Source organism: Streptomyces thermolilacinus SPC6 (assembly GCF_000478605.2).
GTDB classification, from domain to species: Bacteria; Actinomycetota; Actinomycetes; order Streptomycetales; family Streptomycetaceae; genus Streptomyces; species Streptomyces thermolilacinus.
In genome coordinates this window covers 5,809,004-5,825,242 of sequence record NZ_ASHX02000001.1, presented here as the reverse complement: position 1 = coordinate 5,825,242, position 16,239 = coordinate 5,809,004, and the positions used below count along the sequence as shown (strand labels likewise).

The window sequence follows — 16,239 nt, the reverse complement described above, 5'->3', positions numbered from 1 at the left end:
GGCCGTGGCAGCCGGCGACGCCTGCTGACGGGCTCCGGTCAGAAGCGGGTCGCGGCCAGCCAGGCGTCAAGGAGCGCGCGGTCACCGGTGACGGTGAACCGGCTGTCCTCGGTGCCGTACCGGCCATACAGCAGGAGCAGCAGTTCGCCGCATCCGGCCTCGACCGTGACGGCGGCCGGGCCGGTGCCGGACGCGCTCCAGCCGAAACCGCCGTCGCCGAGGGTCAGGGTCCACACCGCTCCCGTGTCGGCGGCGCGCAGGCGCAGGGCCGCCCCGTCGCGGCCCAGCTGGGCTATCGGCTCGGCCACCCAGGCGTAATACGGCAGGTTGTCCAGGAACTCCTCGATGCCGTCGGCGGCCGTCCCCTGCTCCACCCGCGGCTCGGCGCCCAGCGCCAGCTCGGCGTCGGCGAGGTGGACGGCCGTTTCGAAGCACAGGCGCCGCGCGTAGAACCGGGCGTGGGGATCGGCGCCGTACGACCACATCGGCGTGTCCGGGTGGGCGGCGCGCAGGGTGCGCAGCGCCGCGTCCGCCGACCGGGCCAGCCAAGCCGGGTACGCGCCCGGGTCGCCAGGCAGGTCGAGCGGAACGTCCTCGGGCTCGACGCGCGCGGTGGCGCGGGTGGAGACGAGGTGGTCCATCCAGCGGTACACCTCGCCCAGGTGCCGTACGAGGTCGGCGAGCGTCCAGCCGGGGCAGGTGGAGACGGGCGTCGCCGGGTCGGCGTCCCGCACCGCCGCGACGAGCCGGGCCGTGTGGTCGGCCACGGCGTCGCAGTACCCGCTGTGCGCGTCCTCGTCCAGGCCGAGGCTTCCCGGCAGCTGCCGCAGCGCGTCCCGCCAGGGGCCCTCCGGCTCGCGGCGGGCGGTGTCGCGGAACAGGTCGGCGAGGCGGCGCCGGTCGGCTGCGGTGAGCCGGTCGAGGAGGTGCGCCGTGTGCTCCGCCCATCTGACGGCCTCGTCCGGGTCGAGCACCTCGTCGTCGCAGGTGTCGACGGCGGTCAGCAGATGGGCCAGCGCGTCGGCGAGCGTCCGTTCCAGTGCCTCGGTCATGGCTCTCCCGTCTCTCCCCCGATCATGGTCTCCGGGCGTCTTCCGGGCCCGGCCTCCGGCGACCTTAGTCGAACAGCCGGGCGCATCCCGACCGCGCGGTACGATCACTCCGCCATGGAGATGAATGCCACGTACACGAGTTTCGTCGCGGTGGGCGACAGCTTCACCGAGGGCATGTCGGACCTGCTGCCCGACGGTTCCTACCGGGGCTGGGCCGACCTGCTGGCGGGCCGCCTCGCCGCCCTGACGCCGGGCTTCCGGTACGCCAACCTGGCGGTGCGCGGCAAGCTCATCGGCCAGATCGTGGACGAGCAGGTGGGGCGGGCGGCCGAGATGGGCGCCGACGTGGTGACGCTGGTCGGCGGGCTCAACGACACGCTGCGCCCCAAGTGCGACATGGGCCGGGTGCGGGCCCGGCTGGACGAGGCCGTCGAGCGGCTCGCGCCGGCGTGCAAGCGGCTCGTGCTGATGCGCAGCCCCGGCCGCCGCGGCCCGGTGATGGAGCGCTTCCGGCCGCGCATGGAGGAGCTGTTCGCGCACATCGACGGCCTGGCCGCGCGCCATGACGCGGTGGTCGTGGACCTGTACGGGGCGCATGTGCTGGGCGACCCGCGCCTGTGGGACGTGGACCGGCTGCACCTCACGGCCGAGGGGCACCGGCGGGTGACCGAGGCGGTGTGGCAGGCGCTGGGGCTGGAGGCGCAGGAGGACTGGCGGGCGCCCCTGCCTCCGGAGGTGCGGGGTCCGTGGGTGGAGCGGCGGCTGAGCGACCTGCGGTTCGCCCGGCAGCACCTGGGCCCGTGGATCGGGCGCCGTCTCACGGGCCGCTCGTCCGGCGACGGGCGCCCGGCGAAGCGTCCCGACCTGCTGCCGTTCGACGGCCCGTCGGCGTAGCCTCCCGTACGCCGCTCCCGGCGGGGCCGCCCTCACCGTGGCGTACGTCTCGTAGCAAGCCACAAGCCGGGGCGGCGGGCTGGCCTGCACGAATCGCCAGTAGAATCCGTACACGTGACTGCAAAGCCTCGCATCCCCAATGTCCTCGCCGGCCGCTACGCCTCCGCCGAACTCGCCGTCCTCTGGTCCCCCGAGCAGAAGGTGAAGCTGGAGCGCCGCCTGTGGCTCGCCGTGCTGCGCGCCCAGAAGGACCTCGGGATCGAGGTGCCGGACGCCGCCCTCGCCGATTACGAGCGTGTCCTCGACCAGGTCGACCTGGGGTCGATCGCCGAGCGTGAGAAGATCACGCGGCACGACGTGAAGGCCCGGATCGAGGAGTTCAACGCCCTCGCCGGTCACGAGCAGGTCCACAAGGGCATGACGTCCCGCGACCTGACGGAGAACGTCGAGCAGCTCCAGATCCGGCTCTCCCTGGAGCTGATGCGGGACCGCACCGTCGCCGTGCTGGCCCGGCTCGGGAAGCTGTCCGCCGAGTACGGCGAGCTGGTCATGGCGGGCCGGTCGCACAACGTGGCCGCGCAGGCCACGACGCTCGGCAAGCGCTTCGCGACCGCCGCGGACGAGCTGCTCGTCGCGTACGCGCGCCTGGAGGAGTTGCTGGGCCGCTACCCGCTGCGCGGCATCAAGGGCCCCGTCGGCACCGCGCAGGACATGCTGGACCTGCTGGGCGGTGACGCGTCGAAGCTCGCCGAGCTGGAGCAGCGGATCGCCTCGCACCTCGGCTTCGCCCACGCCTTCACGTCCGTCGGCCAGGTCTACCCGCGCTCCCTGGACTACGAGGTCGTGACGACGCTGGTGCAGCTGGCTGGCGCCCCGTCGTCGCTGGCGAAGACGATCCGTCTGATGGCGGGCCACGAGCTGGTCACCGAGGGCTTCAAGCCGGGCCAGGTCGGCTCGTCCGCTATGCCGCACAAGATGAACACCCGCTCCTGCGAGCGCGTCAACGGGCTCATGGTCATCCTGCGCGGCTACGCGTCGATGGCCGGGGAGCTGGCGGGCGACCAGTGGAACGAGGGCGACGTGTCCTGCTCCGTGGTGCGCCGGGTCGCGCTGCCCGACGCGTTCTTCGCGTTCGACGGGCTGCTGGAGACGTTCCTCACCGTGCTGGACGAGTTCGGCGCGTTCCCCGCGGTCGTCGCGCGGGAGCTGGACCGGTACCTGCCGTTCCTGGCGACCACCAAGGTGCTCATGGCGTCCGTGCGGGCCGGTGTGGGCCGCGAGGTGGCCCACGAGGCCATCAAGGAGAACGCCGTCGCGGCCGCGCTGGCCATGCGCGAGCAGGGCGTCGAGCGCAACGAGCTGCTGGACAAGCTCGCGGCCGACGGGCGCATCCCGCTGGACCGCGCCGAGCTGGACGCGCTGATGGCCGACAAGCTGTCCTTCACGGGGGCCGCGGCCGACCAGGTGGGCGCCGTGGTCGCGCGGATCGAGGAGATCGTCAAGCAGCACCCGGAGGCCGCCGCCTACGCCCCGGGCGCCATCCTCTGACGTGGCCTCACGCCGCTTCACCGCCGAGGAGCTCCAGGCCGCCCGCCACCACGTCGTCCCCGACGTGGTGGCAGGCGGCCTGTCCGTGCTCTTCTGCGGCATCAACCCTGGCCTGATGTCGGCCGCGACGGGCCACCACTTCGCCCGGCCCGGCAACCGCTTCTGGCCCGTGCTGCACCTGTCCGGCTTCACCCCGCGGCAGCTGGCGCCGTCGGAGCAGGAGGAACTGCTGTCGTACGGGCTGGGCATCACCAATGTGGTCGCGCGGGCGACGGCGCGGGCCGACGAGCTGAGCGACGACGAGTTCCGCGAGGGCGGCCGGCTGCTCGCCGCGAAGGTGGAGCTGCTGCGGCCGCGCTGGCTCGCGGTCGTCGGCGTGACCGCGTACCGCGTGGCCTTCGGTGACAGGAAGGCGGCGATAGGGCCGCAGGAACGGACGATCGGCGACACGAGGGTCTGGGTGCTGCCCAACCCGAGCGGCCTCAACGCGCACTGGACGGCGCGGACGATGGCCGACGAGTACGCCCGCCTGCGGGTCGCCGCTACGGAGGACCGGTCTCCGTGACGACGGCCTACGGGGGGTCTGTCTCCGTGACGACGGCGAGCAGCTGGAACGGCAGCTCCCGGTCCCACTGCGAGACGCCCAGGGCTATCCAGCGGCCGTCGGCCCGCCACAGGTGCACATCCGGCACGTGACTGCTGAGGACGCCCCACGGCTCCGGCATCTCCTCGCGGTTCATACCGCGCTCGAAGACCGACCACAGGCTGAAGATTTGCGGCTCGCCCCACCGCTCGGCCAGCAGCAGGCCCAGCGCGTCGCGCTCCGCCTCGTACTGCTCCTCGACCTCCTCGGTGCGGCCGCGGTCCTCCCAGAAGTCCTCGCTCGTGGCGAGCTCGGCTATGTGATACCCCGGGCCGCTCTCGCCCACGTCGGACCGGCCGCGCTGCCGGGGGAAGGGACGGGCGCGCAGGAGGTCGACGGTCTCCAGGTGGTGACGGTCCGTGGTCATGGCTCCAGTAAAGCTCCCCCCACTGACAATTGGCGTCGCGTCAGCTCGGCCTGTGGACAACCGGGGGCGCGGGTGCGGTCCCGGGGCGGCGGGGGGCCTGTGGGCGGGATCGGGCGGCGCGGGCCGTCGTACCGTACTCCGCGCCGTCGGCGGTCCCGGGCGGCCCTCGCTCGCCGCTCGACCCCGGCATTGAGTACGATCCGGCAGACACGCGCTCGAGCTGGGAGGACACACGGTGGGGCGGCTGACCGGCGGGGACCCATCGCTACTGCGGCGGATCAATTCCGCGGTGGTACTCCATGCGCTGCGCGGCGGCGACGCCCGCACACTGACCGACCTCACCCGGCTCACCGGCCTCTCGCGCCCCACGGTCGAGGGTGTCACGGAGGGGCTGATCGAGGCGGGGCTCGTCGTCGAAGCGGGGCCGGAGGAGCGCGAGGTGCGGCGCCAGGGCCGGCCCGCGCGGCGTTTCAGGTTCCGGGCCGAGGCGGGGCACCTGCTGGGCATCGAGATCGGACCGCACCGGGTGGCGGCGCTCCTGTCGGGGCTCGACGGGCGGATCATCGGCGCGGGCACGCGCGGTGTGGCCGTGACCGCGTCGGCCGACGAGCGGCTGGAGCGGGTCCGTTCGGCCGTCGCGGACGTGCTGCGCCGCACCGGTGTGGCGCGCGGCGCGCTGCGGGCCGTCGGTGTGGGCACGCCGGGGATCGTGGAGGCCGACGGCACGGTGCGGCTGTGCACGGCGCTGCCGGGGTGGACGGGGCTCGCGCTGGGCGAGCGGCTGCGTCGGTCGTTCCGCTGTCCGGTGCTGGTGGAGAACGACGCCAACGCGGCGGCCGTCGCCGAGCACTGGAAGGGCGCCGCGATCGACTCGGACGACATCGTCTTCGTCCTGGCCGGGCTGAGTCCGGGCGCGGGTTCGCTGATCGGCGGGCGGCTGCACCGGGGGTTCGGCGGGGCGGCCGGGGAGATCGGGGCGCTGCACCTGCTGGGGCGCGGGGACAAGCCGGAGACTCTGCTGTCCACGACGGACGAGCCGCTGCACCCGCTGGACGAGCACGCCGTGGCGGAGGTGTTCACGGCGGCGCGGCGCGGTGACGAGCGGGCGATGGCGGCCGTGGACCGGTTCACGCAGCGGCTGGTGCACGACGTGGGGGCGCTGGTGCTGGCACTGGACCCGGAGGTCGTGGTCGTCGGCGGGTGGGCTGCCGGTCTGGACGGGATCCTGCCGCCGCTGCGGGAGGAGCTGGCGCGTTTCTGCCTGCGGCCGCCGCGTGTGGAGCTTTCACTGCTGGGCGAGGCGGCTGTGGCGACGGGTGCGCTGCGGCTGGCCCTGGACCACGTCGAGGAGCAGCTGTTCGCCGTGGAGGGCACGGTCACCGCGCGGCGCTGAGGGGCGCCGCGCGGCGGAAGGGCGTCAGGGGGTCGGGGCGTCAGGAGGCGATCTGGAGGTCGCCCACGTCGCCGAAGGTGAGGCGGCACGTGTCGGCGCGGTAGGTGGCGACGGACACCGCCGCCGTGCGGCCGCCGGACAGGTAGCGGGTGGTGACGACGAGCACCGGGGCGCCGGGCAGGCGGTCCAGTTCCTTCGCGTCGTCCGCGCGGGCCGAGCCCAGCTCCACGGAACGGTCCTGGCCCTCCAGGGGGAGCCGCTCCAGCTCGCGCAGGACTCCGCGCGCGAGGGCGGGGCCCGTCAGCGACTCGTCGGTGACGAGGCCGGGGACGGAGGCGGCGGGGACGTACAGCTGCTCGGCGGCGAGGGCCTGGCCGTGCGTGGCGCGCAGTCGGCGCACCGCGTACACGGGGCGGGACGCGCCCGTGCCGGTGTCCGGGTCCGTGTCGTCGGCCTCCAGGAGGCGCAGGACGGCGGCGGGCGGGGGTGTGGTGGCGCAGTCGACGGCCTGCCAGCTGTCGTCGCCGGTGCCGGGCCAGCGGTGCTGGGCGGTGGAGACGTCCACGCCGACGCGTGGCGGGGCCACGGTCGTGCCGACGCCCCTGCGGCGCTGGAGGCGGCCTTCGAGCTCCAGCTGTTCGAGTGCCTGGCGGAGCGTGGCGCGGGCGACGCCGAAGCGCGCCGCGAGCTCCCGCTCGTTGGGCAGGATCTGCCCGACTTGGAACTCGGAGTCGAGTGCCTCGCCGATCACGGTCTTCAGGTGCCAGTACTTCGGCTCCGGCACCGATTGCAGCTGCGTGGTCCCCACCCTGATCCTCCGCTGTCGCCGTGTCCCGGACGAGTTTCCGTGCCTTTGTTTATTAAAGGTCCCTGCACTATCTCTGCGACCATAGGACGGGCCACCCCCTTGGTCAAGACCAATCCTGGCCGGAGTGGGCGACGGGCCGTGGGTGTGTGCCCGAGGTGATCCTGAACTCCTGGCTACTGAAGGGTAATTGCCGTTGACGCGGCGTCGGGGAGGAGACTGGGGAGCACAGGACTCCCCCGGGCGTCGCCCATAGGGGAGGCCGCGCGGCGCGGCGGGCCGGGCGGGGATGCCGGCGGGGCGGCGGCCGGTCCTCGGGGGGCTCCGGCGAGCTGGGACGGGCCTGGCGTCCCCCGACCTGGGCGTACTCGTCCTCGCGCGGCCGGGGATTGTCAGTGGCGGGTCCTACGGTCGGGGACATGACGCGATCCGTACAGGCTTTCGCCTACGCACGCCCGTCCGCCCTGGGCAGTTCGGGAGCGGGGCGTTCACTCGGTCTCGAGACCTCCGGTGGTGTGACCCCGGTGGGCGCCGAGGCGCATCCCCGGTTCTTCTCGGGCTTCCTGACGTCTCCCCTGGCGGCGGCGCGGGGGCTGCTCGCGGTGGCCGACGTCGCCGCCGCCCGCTACTACCAGCGGCGGCCGGGTTCGCTGGACCCCGTGGTGACGGGGAACGGCGACCGGCTGCGGTTCGAGTCGTTCTCGGGGTGCAACGGCGTGTACGCGCGCCTGGACGTGCTGCGCGAGGGCCTGGACGGCGCGGACACGGGGCACGGCACGACGAACGTGGATGTGAACAATCCGCTGCGGGAGGCGCTCTCCCGGCTGACCGGTGACGATCCGCTGCATCTGCGGGTCGGGCCCGACGAGTTGGCGGTGACCACGCTGGGCGGTTCGGTGGTGGAGAAGAAGGTGCCGCTGCCCGACCGCTGGCTGCGCGGGTTCGCCGAGGCCCAGGTGGCGTGTTCCGGTTTCGACCTGCGGGCGGAGCTGCCGGCCGCCGAGGCGGTGCGGTTCCTGCGGTCGCTGCCGCGCGGCGCGGGCGCGCGGGCGCCCATGTGGGTCGTACCGGCGGGCCGGACGCTGCGGCCGACGACACGGCCGGTGCCCGGCGCGGTGTGCCTGGCCGGGCCGGACCGGCTGGCGGCGCTGCAACGGGTGCTGCGGCACGCGACGGCGCTGCGCGTGTACGGACCGGCGGCGGCCCGCAGCGCCGCCGCCGCGGGTGGCGCGCGTGGCGCGGCGAGTGCCTGGGAGGTGCTGCTGCCGGGGATGCGGCTGACGCTGACGCTGTCGCCTGACCCGTCGCGCGGGTTCTCCGGGGAGGGCCGGGTGCTGGAGGCGCTGGCCACCCGGGACGCGGAGGCCGACGCGGAGCTCGTGTCGGTGCTGCTGGCCTGGGAGCCCCGGATCGACCCGGGCGACCTGGCCGTACGGGCGGGCCTGCCGGTGGAGCGGGTGCGGGCGGCGCTGACGCGGCTGGGCACGGCCGGGCGGGTCGGGTACGACGTGGCGGAGGCGGCGTACTTCCACCGCGAGCTGCCGTACGACGCGGACCGCGCCGAGCGGCACAACCCGCGGCTGGTCGCGGCCCGGGAGCTGGCCGCGTCGGGGGCGGTGGAGCTGTCGGGCGACCTGGCGACGGTCGCGTCGGGCGAGCGGCGGTACCAGGTGCGGGAGGCGGACGGGGCGCCGACGTGCACGTGCCGCTGGTGGACGGACCACCGGGGCGGGCGCGGTCCCTGCAAGCACGCGCTGGCCGTGCGGATGGCGCGGCGTGGGGCGAAGGTCACCGGAGGGACGCGATGAGGGAACTGCTGGAGGCCGTGCGGGAGGGCAGGCCGCAGGACGTGGCGGAGCTGCTGTGGACGCTGGACGCCGGGGAGCGCAAGGCCGCGCTGGAGGAGTTCAAGGCGATCCGCGCGGAGCTGCGCGGCTGGGGCTGGAACCGGTGGGAGGAACGGCGGCGCGTCCACCACGCGCTGCTCGTCGCGGGGGCCGGGTGTCACACGGGCGCGGCGGCGGTGGCCTCGTGGATCGGCGCCCGCGACCTGCGGGACTTCTCGACGCCGCCGCACCCGCTGGTGCTGGCCGTGCTCAGACGGCGGGACCCGGCGTGGCTGGGCGACGTCGCACACCGGCTCGCGGGCCGCGCCGCGACGGCGCGGGAGGACTATCCGCTGATCCACGGGCTGGTGCGGCGCGCCGGATGCCCGGTGCCGGTGACGGACGGCTATGTGCACGGCTGGGTGCACTCCCTTTCCGCGCACAGGCTGCTGCCGGACCTGTCCGCCGACCCGCAGACCCCGGTGCTCGTGCCGCGCCTCTTCGAGACGGCCGAACTGGACGGTGCGCTGGTCTGGCAGGAGGGCTGGGTGCAGGCGCTCGTGGCGCTGCCGCGGGCGGGTGTCGTGGAGCGGGACGTCCTCGTGGACGGTTGCCTGGCCCGGCTGCTGCGCGGCGGCAAGCCGTCCGATCTGCGGTTCCTCCTGGATCTGCTGAGGGCTCTGGGGCTGACGGCGGACGAGGAACGCGCGCGTACGGCCGACTGGATGGGCCTCGCGGCGGACGCCCCTTCGTCGGTGGCCGGATACGCCCAGGAGGTGCTGGGCCGGCTCGCCGCCTCGGGGGAGCTGTCGGCGCGGCAGGTGGCGGAGGTCTCCGCCTCGCTGCTGTTCCGTACGGAGAAGAAGCTCGTCCGGGCGCAGTTGGTGCTCGTCGGCAAGGTGCTGCGGCGGGACGCGGCGGCGGCCGGGGAGCTGCTGCCGGTGCTGGCCGAGGTGTTCGGGCACAGCGACACGGCGTTCCAGGAGCGGGCGCTGAAGCTGGTGGGGCGGCATCTGGACGCGGTGGACGACGCGACGCGACGCGAGCTGGCCGACACGGCCGCCGCGCTGCTGAGCTCCGCCCACCGGGAGGCGGCGGCCGCGCTGTTCGGCGAGCTGCCCGACCCGGACGACGCTCCGGGGCCGTACGAGGAGCTGCTGCCGCCACCGCCGGAGCCGCAGCGCGTCGCACCCGTCGCGGGCGCGCTGCCGGAGCTGGTCGAGGAGGTCGCCGTACTGCTGCGCTCCGCCGACCCGGACGGCGTCGACACGGAGCGGGCGCTGGACGGGCTGACGCGCGCCGCCCATGAGGACGTCGAGGCGTTGCGGGAGGCGCTGCTGCCGTTGCTGCCCGGCCTGTGGTGGTACGACCACGCGGGCGCCGACACGAGTCGCCTGGACGGGGTGCAGCTGTTCGTGGCCGCCCTGGTCCGCCGGGTCGGGCGGGACGAACTGCTGCGGCAGCCCTGGTACTCGGCCGACGCCTGCTGCGTGCGCAGGCGGCTCGCGCGCGTGTCGGCGGCGCGGGTGCGGGAGGCGGCGTTCCGGGCGGTGACGGAGCCGCTGCCGTTCCTGCTGGCCACGCCGACGTGGCAGTCGGGCGCGCTGGACCCGGCCGAGCTGGTCGATCGGCTCGCCGTGTACCGGCGGCTCGGCGTACGGCACGGTGAGTGCGACATGGCGCAGGCGCTGCTCCGCGTACGCCGCACGGGGCCCGGTGTGCCGGAGGCGGCGGAGGCGGCCACCGCGCTGGGCACCCCGGAGGGCGACCGGCTGGCGGCCTGGCTGACGGGCGGCGGCACGCTCTTCGGGCCGGGTACGCGCGAGGTGGTCGACGTGCCCCGGCCGAGGTGGGCGGAGGAGCACTGGCCGACGCGGCGGATCGTGGTGGGCACGCCGGAACAGCTGGTGCTGCAGCGGGAGTTCCCGCCCGCGTTCCGCTCGCTGGGCCGGCCCTGGACGGGGACGGGCGGAACCGGCCACTGCGGGCACAGCGGGTCCCGTGAGGACGTCGCCGTGCTGCCGCAGGACCGGGAGACGCTCGCGGCGTGGCTGCTTCCGCTCGTGACGCGCTGCGCGGACGACGACCACCGGGGCGCCGGGCAGATCCTGCCGGTGCTGGCCGAGGCGGGCGGCGAGGCGGGTCCCTCGCTGCACCTGGCGGTGGCGTGCGGGCTCGGCGCGCGGCACACGGACGACCGGCTGGCGGCCGTGGACGCGCTGCTGGTGCTGGCATCGCGCGGCGAGCTGGACGCCGCGCGGCTCGGCGGTGACCTGGCGGAGCTGGTCGCGCTGGGCACCGTCAAGGTGAACCGGCTGGCCGACGCGCTGCGTACGACGGCGGCGACGGGCGCGTACGGCACGGTGTGGACCGCCCTCGCGGGCGCGCTGCCGGGGCTGCTCTCCGGTGGCGAACCGCCGCGCGGTCTTGGCGAGATACTCGCGGTGGCCGCCGACTGCGCCGAGCGGTGCGGGGCGGTGGTCGTGCGCAAGGAGGCGACGGTCGTGCGTGAGGACGCGGTGGTCATGCGTGAGGACGCGCCGGATGCGGGCCGGGACGTGCCGGGTGTGGGCCGGAACTCGACGGATCCGGGCCGGGACGGGGCGGCGCTGCCGGGGCTGGCCGAGCTCGCGGCACGGCGGGGTTCCTCGCAGCTGGTCGTCCAGGCCAAGAGGCTGGCCAAGGCGCTGGGTTGAGCCACCTGGGCGTACCGGCCGACGTGCCATGGTCGGCCCGCGCCAGGCGGCACGAACTGCAAGAATCAACCTTTAAGGGTGCAGATGCATGCTTAACCAGTCAGTCACACATCGTTCGTGATCGCGCAACACCGCTGCGTCAGAGTGGTGCCATGACCCAGATGACCGAAGTGGCCGTCACTTCCGCGAAGCGTACCCGCCGTCAGCACCACTGGCGGCGGGATCTCGTCGAGCTCGCGGCGCTGTTCACCGCCGTGGCCGTCGCGGACGCGATCGCGAACGCCATCGCGCACGGCCCGGACGGGCCGTACCTGCTCGTCGTCTCGGCGGTGGTCCTGGTGGCCACCGCCGCCTTCCACACGTGGTGGGCACGCCGCCACAGCCATGCCCCGCCCTCGCCCACACCCCCGGAGACAGCCCCCGGCGACGGACACCCGGCCGCGCCCGGGCAGCACTCCGTCCACGGGGACCCGGCCGCCCACGGGGACCCGGCCGCCCCCGGGGGCCCCGGCACCGAGACCGTGCTGTGGCGGATGCGGACCACCGTCCGCGACGAACCGGGCAGCCTCGCCGCCCTCTGCGGGGCGCTGGCGCGGCTGCGAGTGGACATCCTGACCCTCCAGACGCACCCGCTCTCCGACGGGACGGTGGACGAGTTCCTGCTGCGCGCCCCCGCCACGGTCCAAGCGGCCGCACTGACCCGGCAGACCGCCGCCGCGGGCGGCACGCACACCTGGATCGAGCGGGCCGACGCGCACGACCTGGTGGACACGCCCACGCGGGTCCTCGGCATGGCCACCCGCACCGCCCTCGACGCCGCCGAACTGCCGCTCGCGCTGCGGCAGCTGCTGGGCCGCTGCACCATCCGCTCGGTCCCCGCCGTCTCCCCGACCGGCCGCCGCAGCGACCGCACCGCCCCCGTGGAGGGCGCGCTCGAAGAGGGCGACACGGTGATGCTGCTGCACGACCCGTACGGCGGCGTGCTCACCGTCGAGCGCCCGTATCTGCCGTTCACGCCCAGCGAGTTCGCGCGGGCCCGCGCCCTGGTGGAACTGGACGCGCGCCTCGGGCCCAGGGTGCCGCGCAGCCAGGACGTGCTCACGCTGCCCGAGGGCAACGAGATCACCGTCCGCCGCGCCGGCCAGGACGACATCGCGGCGGCGCGCGCCATGCACGACCGCTGCTCCGACCGCACCCTCGGACTGCGCTACCACGGCCCGGTCGCCGACGCCGACCGCTACCTCAACCACCTGCTGAGCCCCCGCTTCGGCCGGACCCTGGCCGTCGAGACGGCGTCGGGGCGGCTGGTCGGCCTCGGGCATCTGCTGTGGGACGGCGACGAGACCGAGGTCGCCCTCCTCGTCGAGGACGCCTGGCAGCGCCGGGGCATCGGCTCCGAGCTGCTGCGCCGGCTCGTCGGCCTCGCCCTCGACGCGGGTTGCGACAGCGTCTACGCCGTGACGCAGGCGTCCAACACGGGCATGGTCGCCGCCATGCGCGCCCTGCGGCTGCCACTCGACTACCAGATCGAGGAAGGCACCCTCGTCATCACCGCCCGGCTCGAAACCCTGCGCGCGGAGCGGCGGGAGGCGGCCGAAAGCAGCGGTCACCCCGCCCCGCTCCCCCACCCCGCCCCCGGGACGGGCCGCGCCGGTCAGGGCACCCCTCACCACCCGTAACCGCCCCGGCGACGGCCCCCGGGCGTCGGATTCCGGCCAAAGTCGGCGGCGACCGGGCCGCGGCGCACCGGAGCGCGCCGCGGCCCCGCCGCCCGCCCGCGCGAGACGCCTCCCGCACCGCCCCCGGGGGCGTCCCCCGCGCGCGTCCGTCCAGCGCGGACGGCCGACGGAACGCTCCGCCACAGGTCGTGACAACCCATCGGCGCACAGGGCGGCGGCCGCCCTCCCCGGCCCCGGACCGGCGACGCACCGGTCCCTCCCGCCACCACCGCACCTCACGGGTCCCCGGTGGGGATGGCAGCGCGCTCGTTTGTCAGCCGACTGTGATCGAATGAGGTGACGTGGGCGCGGACGCGTATCAGGATGGTCGGCATGCCAGATACCCCCAGCAGCGCTCTCCCCCGCCAGGTCGCGGACGCCTTCGTGGAAGCCCTCGTCGAACTCGACCCGGTCACCGGCACGTACCTGGGCGTGCGGGAGAGCTACGCGCTTCTGCCCGACTTCTCCCCCGCCGGCCAGGAGGAACTCGCCACCCTGGCCCGCGACACGCTCGCCCGGCTCGACAAGGCCGAACTGCTGCCGGGCGCCGACAGCGAGGCCGAGCGCCGCTGCGCGCGGCTCCTGCGGGAGCGGCTCACCGCCGAACTGGCCGTTCACGACGCCCACGAGGGCCTGCGCACCGTCAGCAACCTCCGCTCCCCCGCGCACAGCGTCCGGATGGCGTTCACCGTGACGCCGACGGAGACCGACGAGGACTGGGCGGTCGTCGCCGAGCGGCTGCGGGCCGTGCCCGCCGCGCTCGACGGGTACCGCGAGTCCCTCGCCCTGGGCCTGAAGCGGGGGCTGCCGGGCGGTCCGCGCGCGACGGCGACCTTCATCGACCAGCTCGGCAGGTGGGCCGGGGGCGGCGAGGGCGGGCGCGGCTGGTTCGAGGACTTCGCGTCGGCGGGGCCCTCCGCGCTGCGCGGGGAGCTGGACACGGCGGCGCGCGGGGCGACCGCGGCCGTCGCCGAGCTGCGCGACTGGATGCGCGGCACCTACGCGCCGGCCGTCGTGGGAGCCCCCGACACGGTGGGCCGCGAGCGGTACGCCCGCTGGTCGCGCTACCACAACGGCACGGACTTCGACCTGGACGAGGCGTACGCGTACGGCTGGGACGAGTACCACCGCATCATCGGTGAGATGCGGAAGGAGGCCGACCGGATCCTCCCGGGCGCCGGCCCCTGGGAGGCGCTGGCCCACCTCGACGAGCACGGCACGCACATCGAGGGCGTCGAGGAGACCCGCGCCTGGCTGCAGAGCCTGATGGACGAGGCGATCGACGCGCTCGACGGGACGCACTTCGACCTGGCCGAGCGGGTGCGGCGCGTCGAGTCGCGGATCGCGCCGCCCGGCAGCGCCGCCGCCCCGTACTACACCGGCCCGTCCGAGGACTTCTCCCGGCCCGGCCGCACCTGGCTGCCCGTCAACGGCGAGACCCGCTTCCCCGTGTACGACCTGGTCTCGACCTGGTACCACGAGGGCGTGCCGGGACATCACCTCCAGCTGGCGCAGTGGACGCACGTCGCGGACCGGCTGTCCCGCTTCCAGACGACCGTCGGCATGGTGAACGCCAACGCGGAGGGCTGGGCGCTGTACGCGGAGCGGCTCATGGACGAGCTGGGCTTCCTGCCCGACCCGGAACGGCGGATCGGCTACCTGGAGGCGCAGATGATGCGGTCGTGCCGGGTGATCGTGGACATCGGCATGCACCTGGGCCTGGAGATCCCGGCGCACTCGCCGTTCCGGCCGGGCGAGCGGTGGACGCCGGAGCTGGCGCAGGAGTTCTTCCAGCAGCACAGCAGCCGCCCGCCCGCGTACGTGGAGAGCGAGATGGTCCGGTACCTGTCGATGCCCGCGCAGGCCATCGGGTACAAGCTGGGCGAGCGGGCGTGGCTGCTGGGCCGGGAGAACGCCCGCAAGGCGCACGGGGCCGCGTTCGACGCGAAGAAGTGGCACATGGCCGCGCTCTCGCAGGGCCCGCTCGGCCTGGACGACCTGGTGGACGAACTGTCACGCCTGTGAGGCGGCGCGCGGATGCGCGCCGCCCCGGTCAGCAGCCGCAGTCGTCGGCGGCGACGGGCGCGGTGAGAGGGTCGGCGTCCGTGCGGCGCCGGCCCTCCGACGTCTCGTACGGGAACCCCTCGCGGACCCAGTACTCGAAGCCGCCGCGCATCTCCTTGACGTGGTAGCCGAGTCCGGCGAGGGCGAGGGCGGCGCGGGTGGCGCCGTCACAGCCGGGGCCCCAGCAGTACGTGACCACCGGGACGGCCTTGTCGAGCAGCCGCCCGGCGTCCGCGGCGATCCGCGCGGTCGGCAGGTGGACGGCGCCGGGGATGTGCCCCTGGTCCCACGCCTCGGTGGACCGGGAGTCGAGGAGCGCGAAGCCGGGGCCGCCGTCGGCGCCGAGGGCGGCGGCCACGTCGGACACGTCGGCGTGGAACGCCAGGCTCGCCGCGAAGTACGCGGCGGCGGCCGAGGGCGCGGCGGGCGGCACCCGCAGCACGGGGTCGGCGGACGAGGGCGCGTCGCCGGAGGCGGCGGGAACTGCGGCCGACGCGGTGGCGGGTCCGGCGGGGGACGCGGTGGCAGGCCCGGGGGCGGTGGACGCGGTGGCAGGCGCAACGGTGGCCGGGGCGGGGGCGACTGTGGTCGTGGCGGGTGCAGGTCCGGCGGCGCGGGTGGTCTCCGTGGTGGGGTTCATGCCGGAAAAACTACGGTCGGTGAACCTCACGGTGAAGTGACGATCCCCGGCCATCTCCTTGTTCCGCCGGGGATTCCCCTGCTATTGCTGCTCCATGACGGGATTCTCACCGGACGCCACCGACTGGCGCATCCTCCAGCTCCTCCAGGCCGACGGCCGGGCGAGCTTCACCGATCTGGCCCGCGCCGTGTCGATGTCGGCGAGCGCCGTGACCGAGCGGGTGCGCAGGCTCGAAGAGGCCGGGGTGATCACCGGGTACGCGGCCGTGGTGGACCACGAGGCGCTCGGCCTGGCGGTCCTCGCCTTCGTACGGCTGCGCTACCCGAACGGCAACTACAAGCCGTTCCACGACCTGCTGGAGGCGACGCCCGAGATCCTGGAGGCGCACCACGTCACCGGCGACGACTGCTTCGTCCTGAAGGTAGCCGCGCGGTCGATGCGGCATCTCGAGGAGGTGTCGGGGAAGATCGGCGCGCTGGGGTCGGTGACGACCAGCGTCGTGTACTCGTCACCGCTCTCCCGCCGCCCGGTCAGCCGCTGACCCCGCCCGGTCGGCCGCCGACCCCGGCGCCGGGCCCGTGCCCGGCGCCGGG

General features: G+C 74.9%; 13 protein-coding genes. 9 read left to right on the top strand and 4 right to left on the bottom strand.

The window, feature by feature from the left end; all coding sequences use genetic code 11:
- Positions 1-38 precede the first annotated feature (38 nt).
- Positions 39-1,052, bottom strand: coding sequence for a maleylpyruvate isomerase family mycothiol-dependent enzyme (locus tag J116_RS25290; RefSeq protein ID WP_023589868.1), 1,014 nt, complete (start codon positions 1,050-1,052; stop codon positions 39-41).
- 114 nt (positions 1,053-1,166) lie between these two features.
- Here J116_RS25290 and J116_RS25285 point away from each other — a divergent pair, with 114 nt between their 5' ends.
- From J116_RS25285 to mug, 3 genes are all read left to right on the top strand, one after another.
- A complete protein-coding gene (locus tag J116_RS25285) occupies positions 1,167-1,946 on the top strand; it encodes an SGNH/GDSL hydrolase family protein (protein ID WP_023589867.1) in 780 nt (259 codons plus the stop codon).
- Between the two features lie 114 nt (positions 1,947-2,060).
- On the top strand, positions 2,061-3,494 hold the full coding sequence (gene purB, locus J116_RS25280; protein WP_023589866.1) for an adenylosuccinate lyase: 1,434 nt from the start codon (positions 2,061-2,063) through the stop codon (positions 3,492-3,494).
- 1 nt (position 3,495) lies between these two features.
- Positions 3,496-4,059, top strand: coding sequence for a G/U mismatch-specific DNA glycosylase (mug, locus tag J116_RS25275; protein WP_023589865.1), 564 nt, complete (start codon positions 3,496-3,498; stop codon positions 4,057-4,059).
- Positions 4,060-4,066: 7 nt separating this feature from the next.
- On the opposite strand, the gene J116_RS25270 is transcribed toward mug, so the two are convergent.
- Positions 4,067-4,504, bottom strand: coding sequence for a hypothetical protein (locus tag J116_RS25270; protein ID WP_023589864.1), 438 nt, complete (start codon positions 4,502-4,504; stop codon positions 4,067-4,069).
- A 235-nt stretch (positions 4,505-4,739) separates the two neighbouring features.
- On the opposite strand from J116_RS25270, the gene J116_RS25265 reads away from it, so the two are divergent.
- Complete coding sequence (locus J116_RS25265) at positions 4,740-5,897, top strand: ROK family transcriptional regulator (RefSeq protein WP_023589863.1); 1,158 nt, start codon at positions 4,740-4,742, stop codon at positions 5,895-5,897.
- A 40-nt stretch (positions 5,898-5,937) separates the two neighbouring features.
- Here the strand turns inward: J116_RS25265 and J116_RS25260 are convergent, their stop codons facing one another.
- Positions 5,938-6,705 carry a GntR family transcriptional regulator gene (locus J116_RS25260; RefSeq protein ID WP_023589862.1) on the bottom strand — a complete coding sequence of 256 codons (768 nt, stop codon included), beginning with the start codon at positions 6,703-6,705 and terminating at the stop codon, positions 5,938-5,940.
- A 416-nt stretch (positions 6,706-7,121) separates the two neighbouring features.
- On the opposite strand from J116_RS25260, the gene J116_RS25255 reads away from it, so the two are divergent.
- The 4 genes from J116_RS25255 (at position 7,122) to J116_RS25240 (ending at position 14,967) form a co-directional block, all read left to right on the top strand.
- Positions 7,122-8,510, top strand: coding sequence for an SWIM zinc finger family protein (locus tag J116_RS25255; RefSeq protein WP_023589861.1), 1,389 nt, complete (start codon positions 7,122-7,124; stop codon positions 8,508-8,510).
- Positions 8,507-11,224, top strand: coding sequence for a DUF6493 family protein (locus J116_RS25250; RefSeq protein ID WP_023589860.1), 2,718 nt, complete (start codon positions 8,507-8,509; stop codon positions 11,222-11,224). Before J116_RS25255 ends, J116_RS25250 begins: the two co-directional genes overlap by 4 nt.
- Before the next feature lie 152 nt (positions 11,225-11,376).
- On the top strand, positions 11,377-12,903 hold the full coding sequence (locus J116_RS25245; protein ID WP_394331497.1) for a GNAT family N-acetyltransferase: 1,527 nt from the start codon (positions 11,377-11,379) through the stop codon (positions 12,901-12,903).
- A gap of 372 nt (positions 12,904-13,275) precedes the next feature.
- Entirely contained in the window at positions 13,276-14,967 is a 1,692-nt protein-coding gene (locus tag J116_RS25240) for a DUF885 domain-containing protein (protein ID WP_028964502.1), read from the top strand.
- 28 nt (positions 14,968-14,995) lie between these two features.
- Here the strand turns inward: J116_RS25240 and J116_RS25235 are convergent, their stop codons facing one another.
- Positions 14,996-15,448: a rhodanese-like domain-containing protein gene (locus J116_RS25235; protein WP_028964501.1), complete on the bottom strand. Its 453-nt coding sequence runs from the start codon at positions 15,446-15,448 to the stop codon at positions 14,996-14,998.
- Between the two features lie 292 nt (positions 15,449-15,740).
- On the opposite strand from J116_RS25235, the gene J116_RS25230 reads away from it, so the two are divergent.
- A complete protein-coding gene (locus J116_RS25230) occupies positions 15,741-16,187 on the top strand; it encodes an Lrp/AsnC family transcriptional regulator (RefSeq protein ID WP_023589856.1) in 447 nt (148 codons plus the stop codon).
- Positions 16,188-16,239 lie beyond the last annotated feature (52 nt).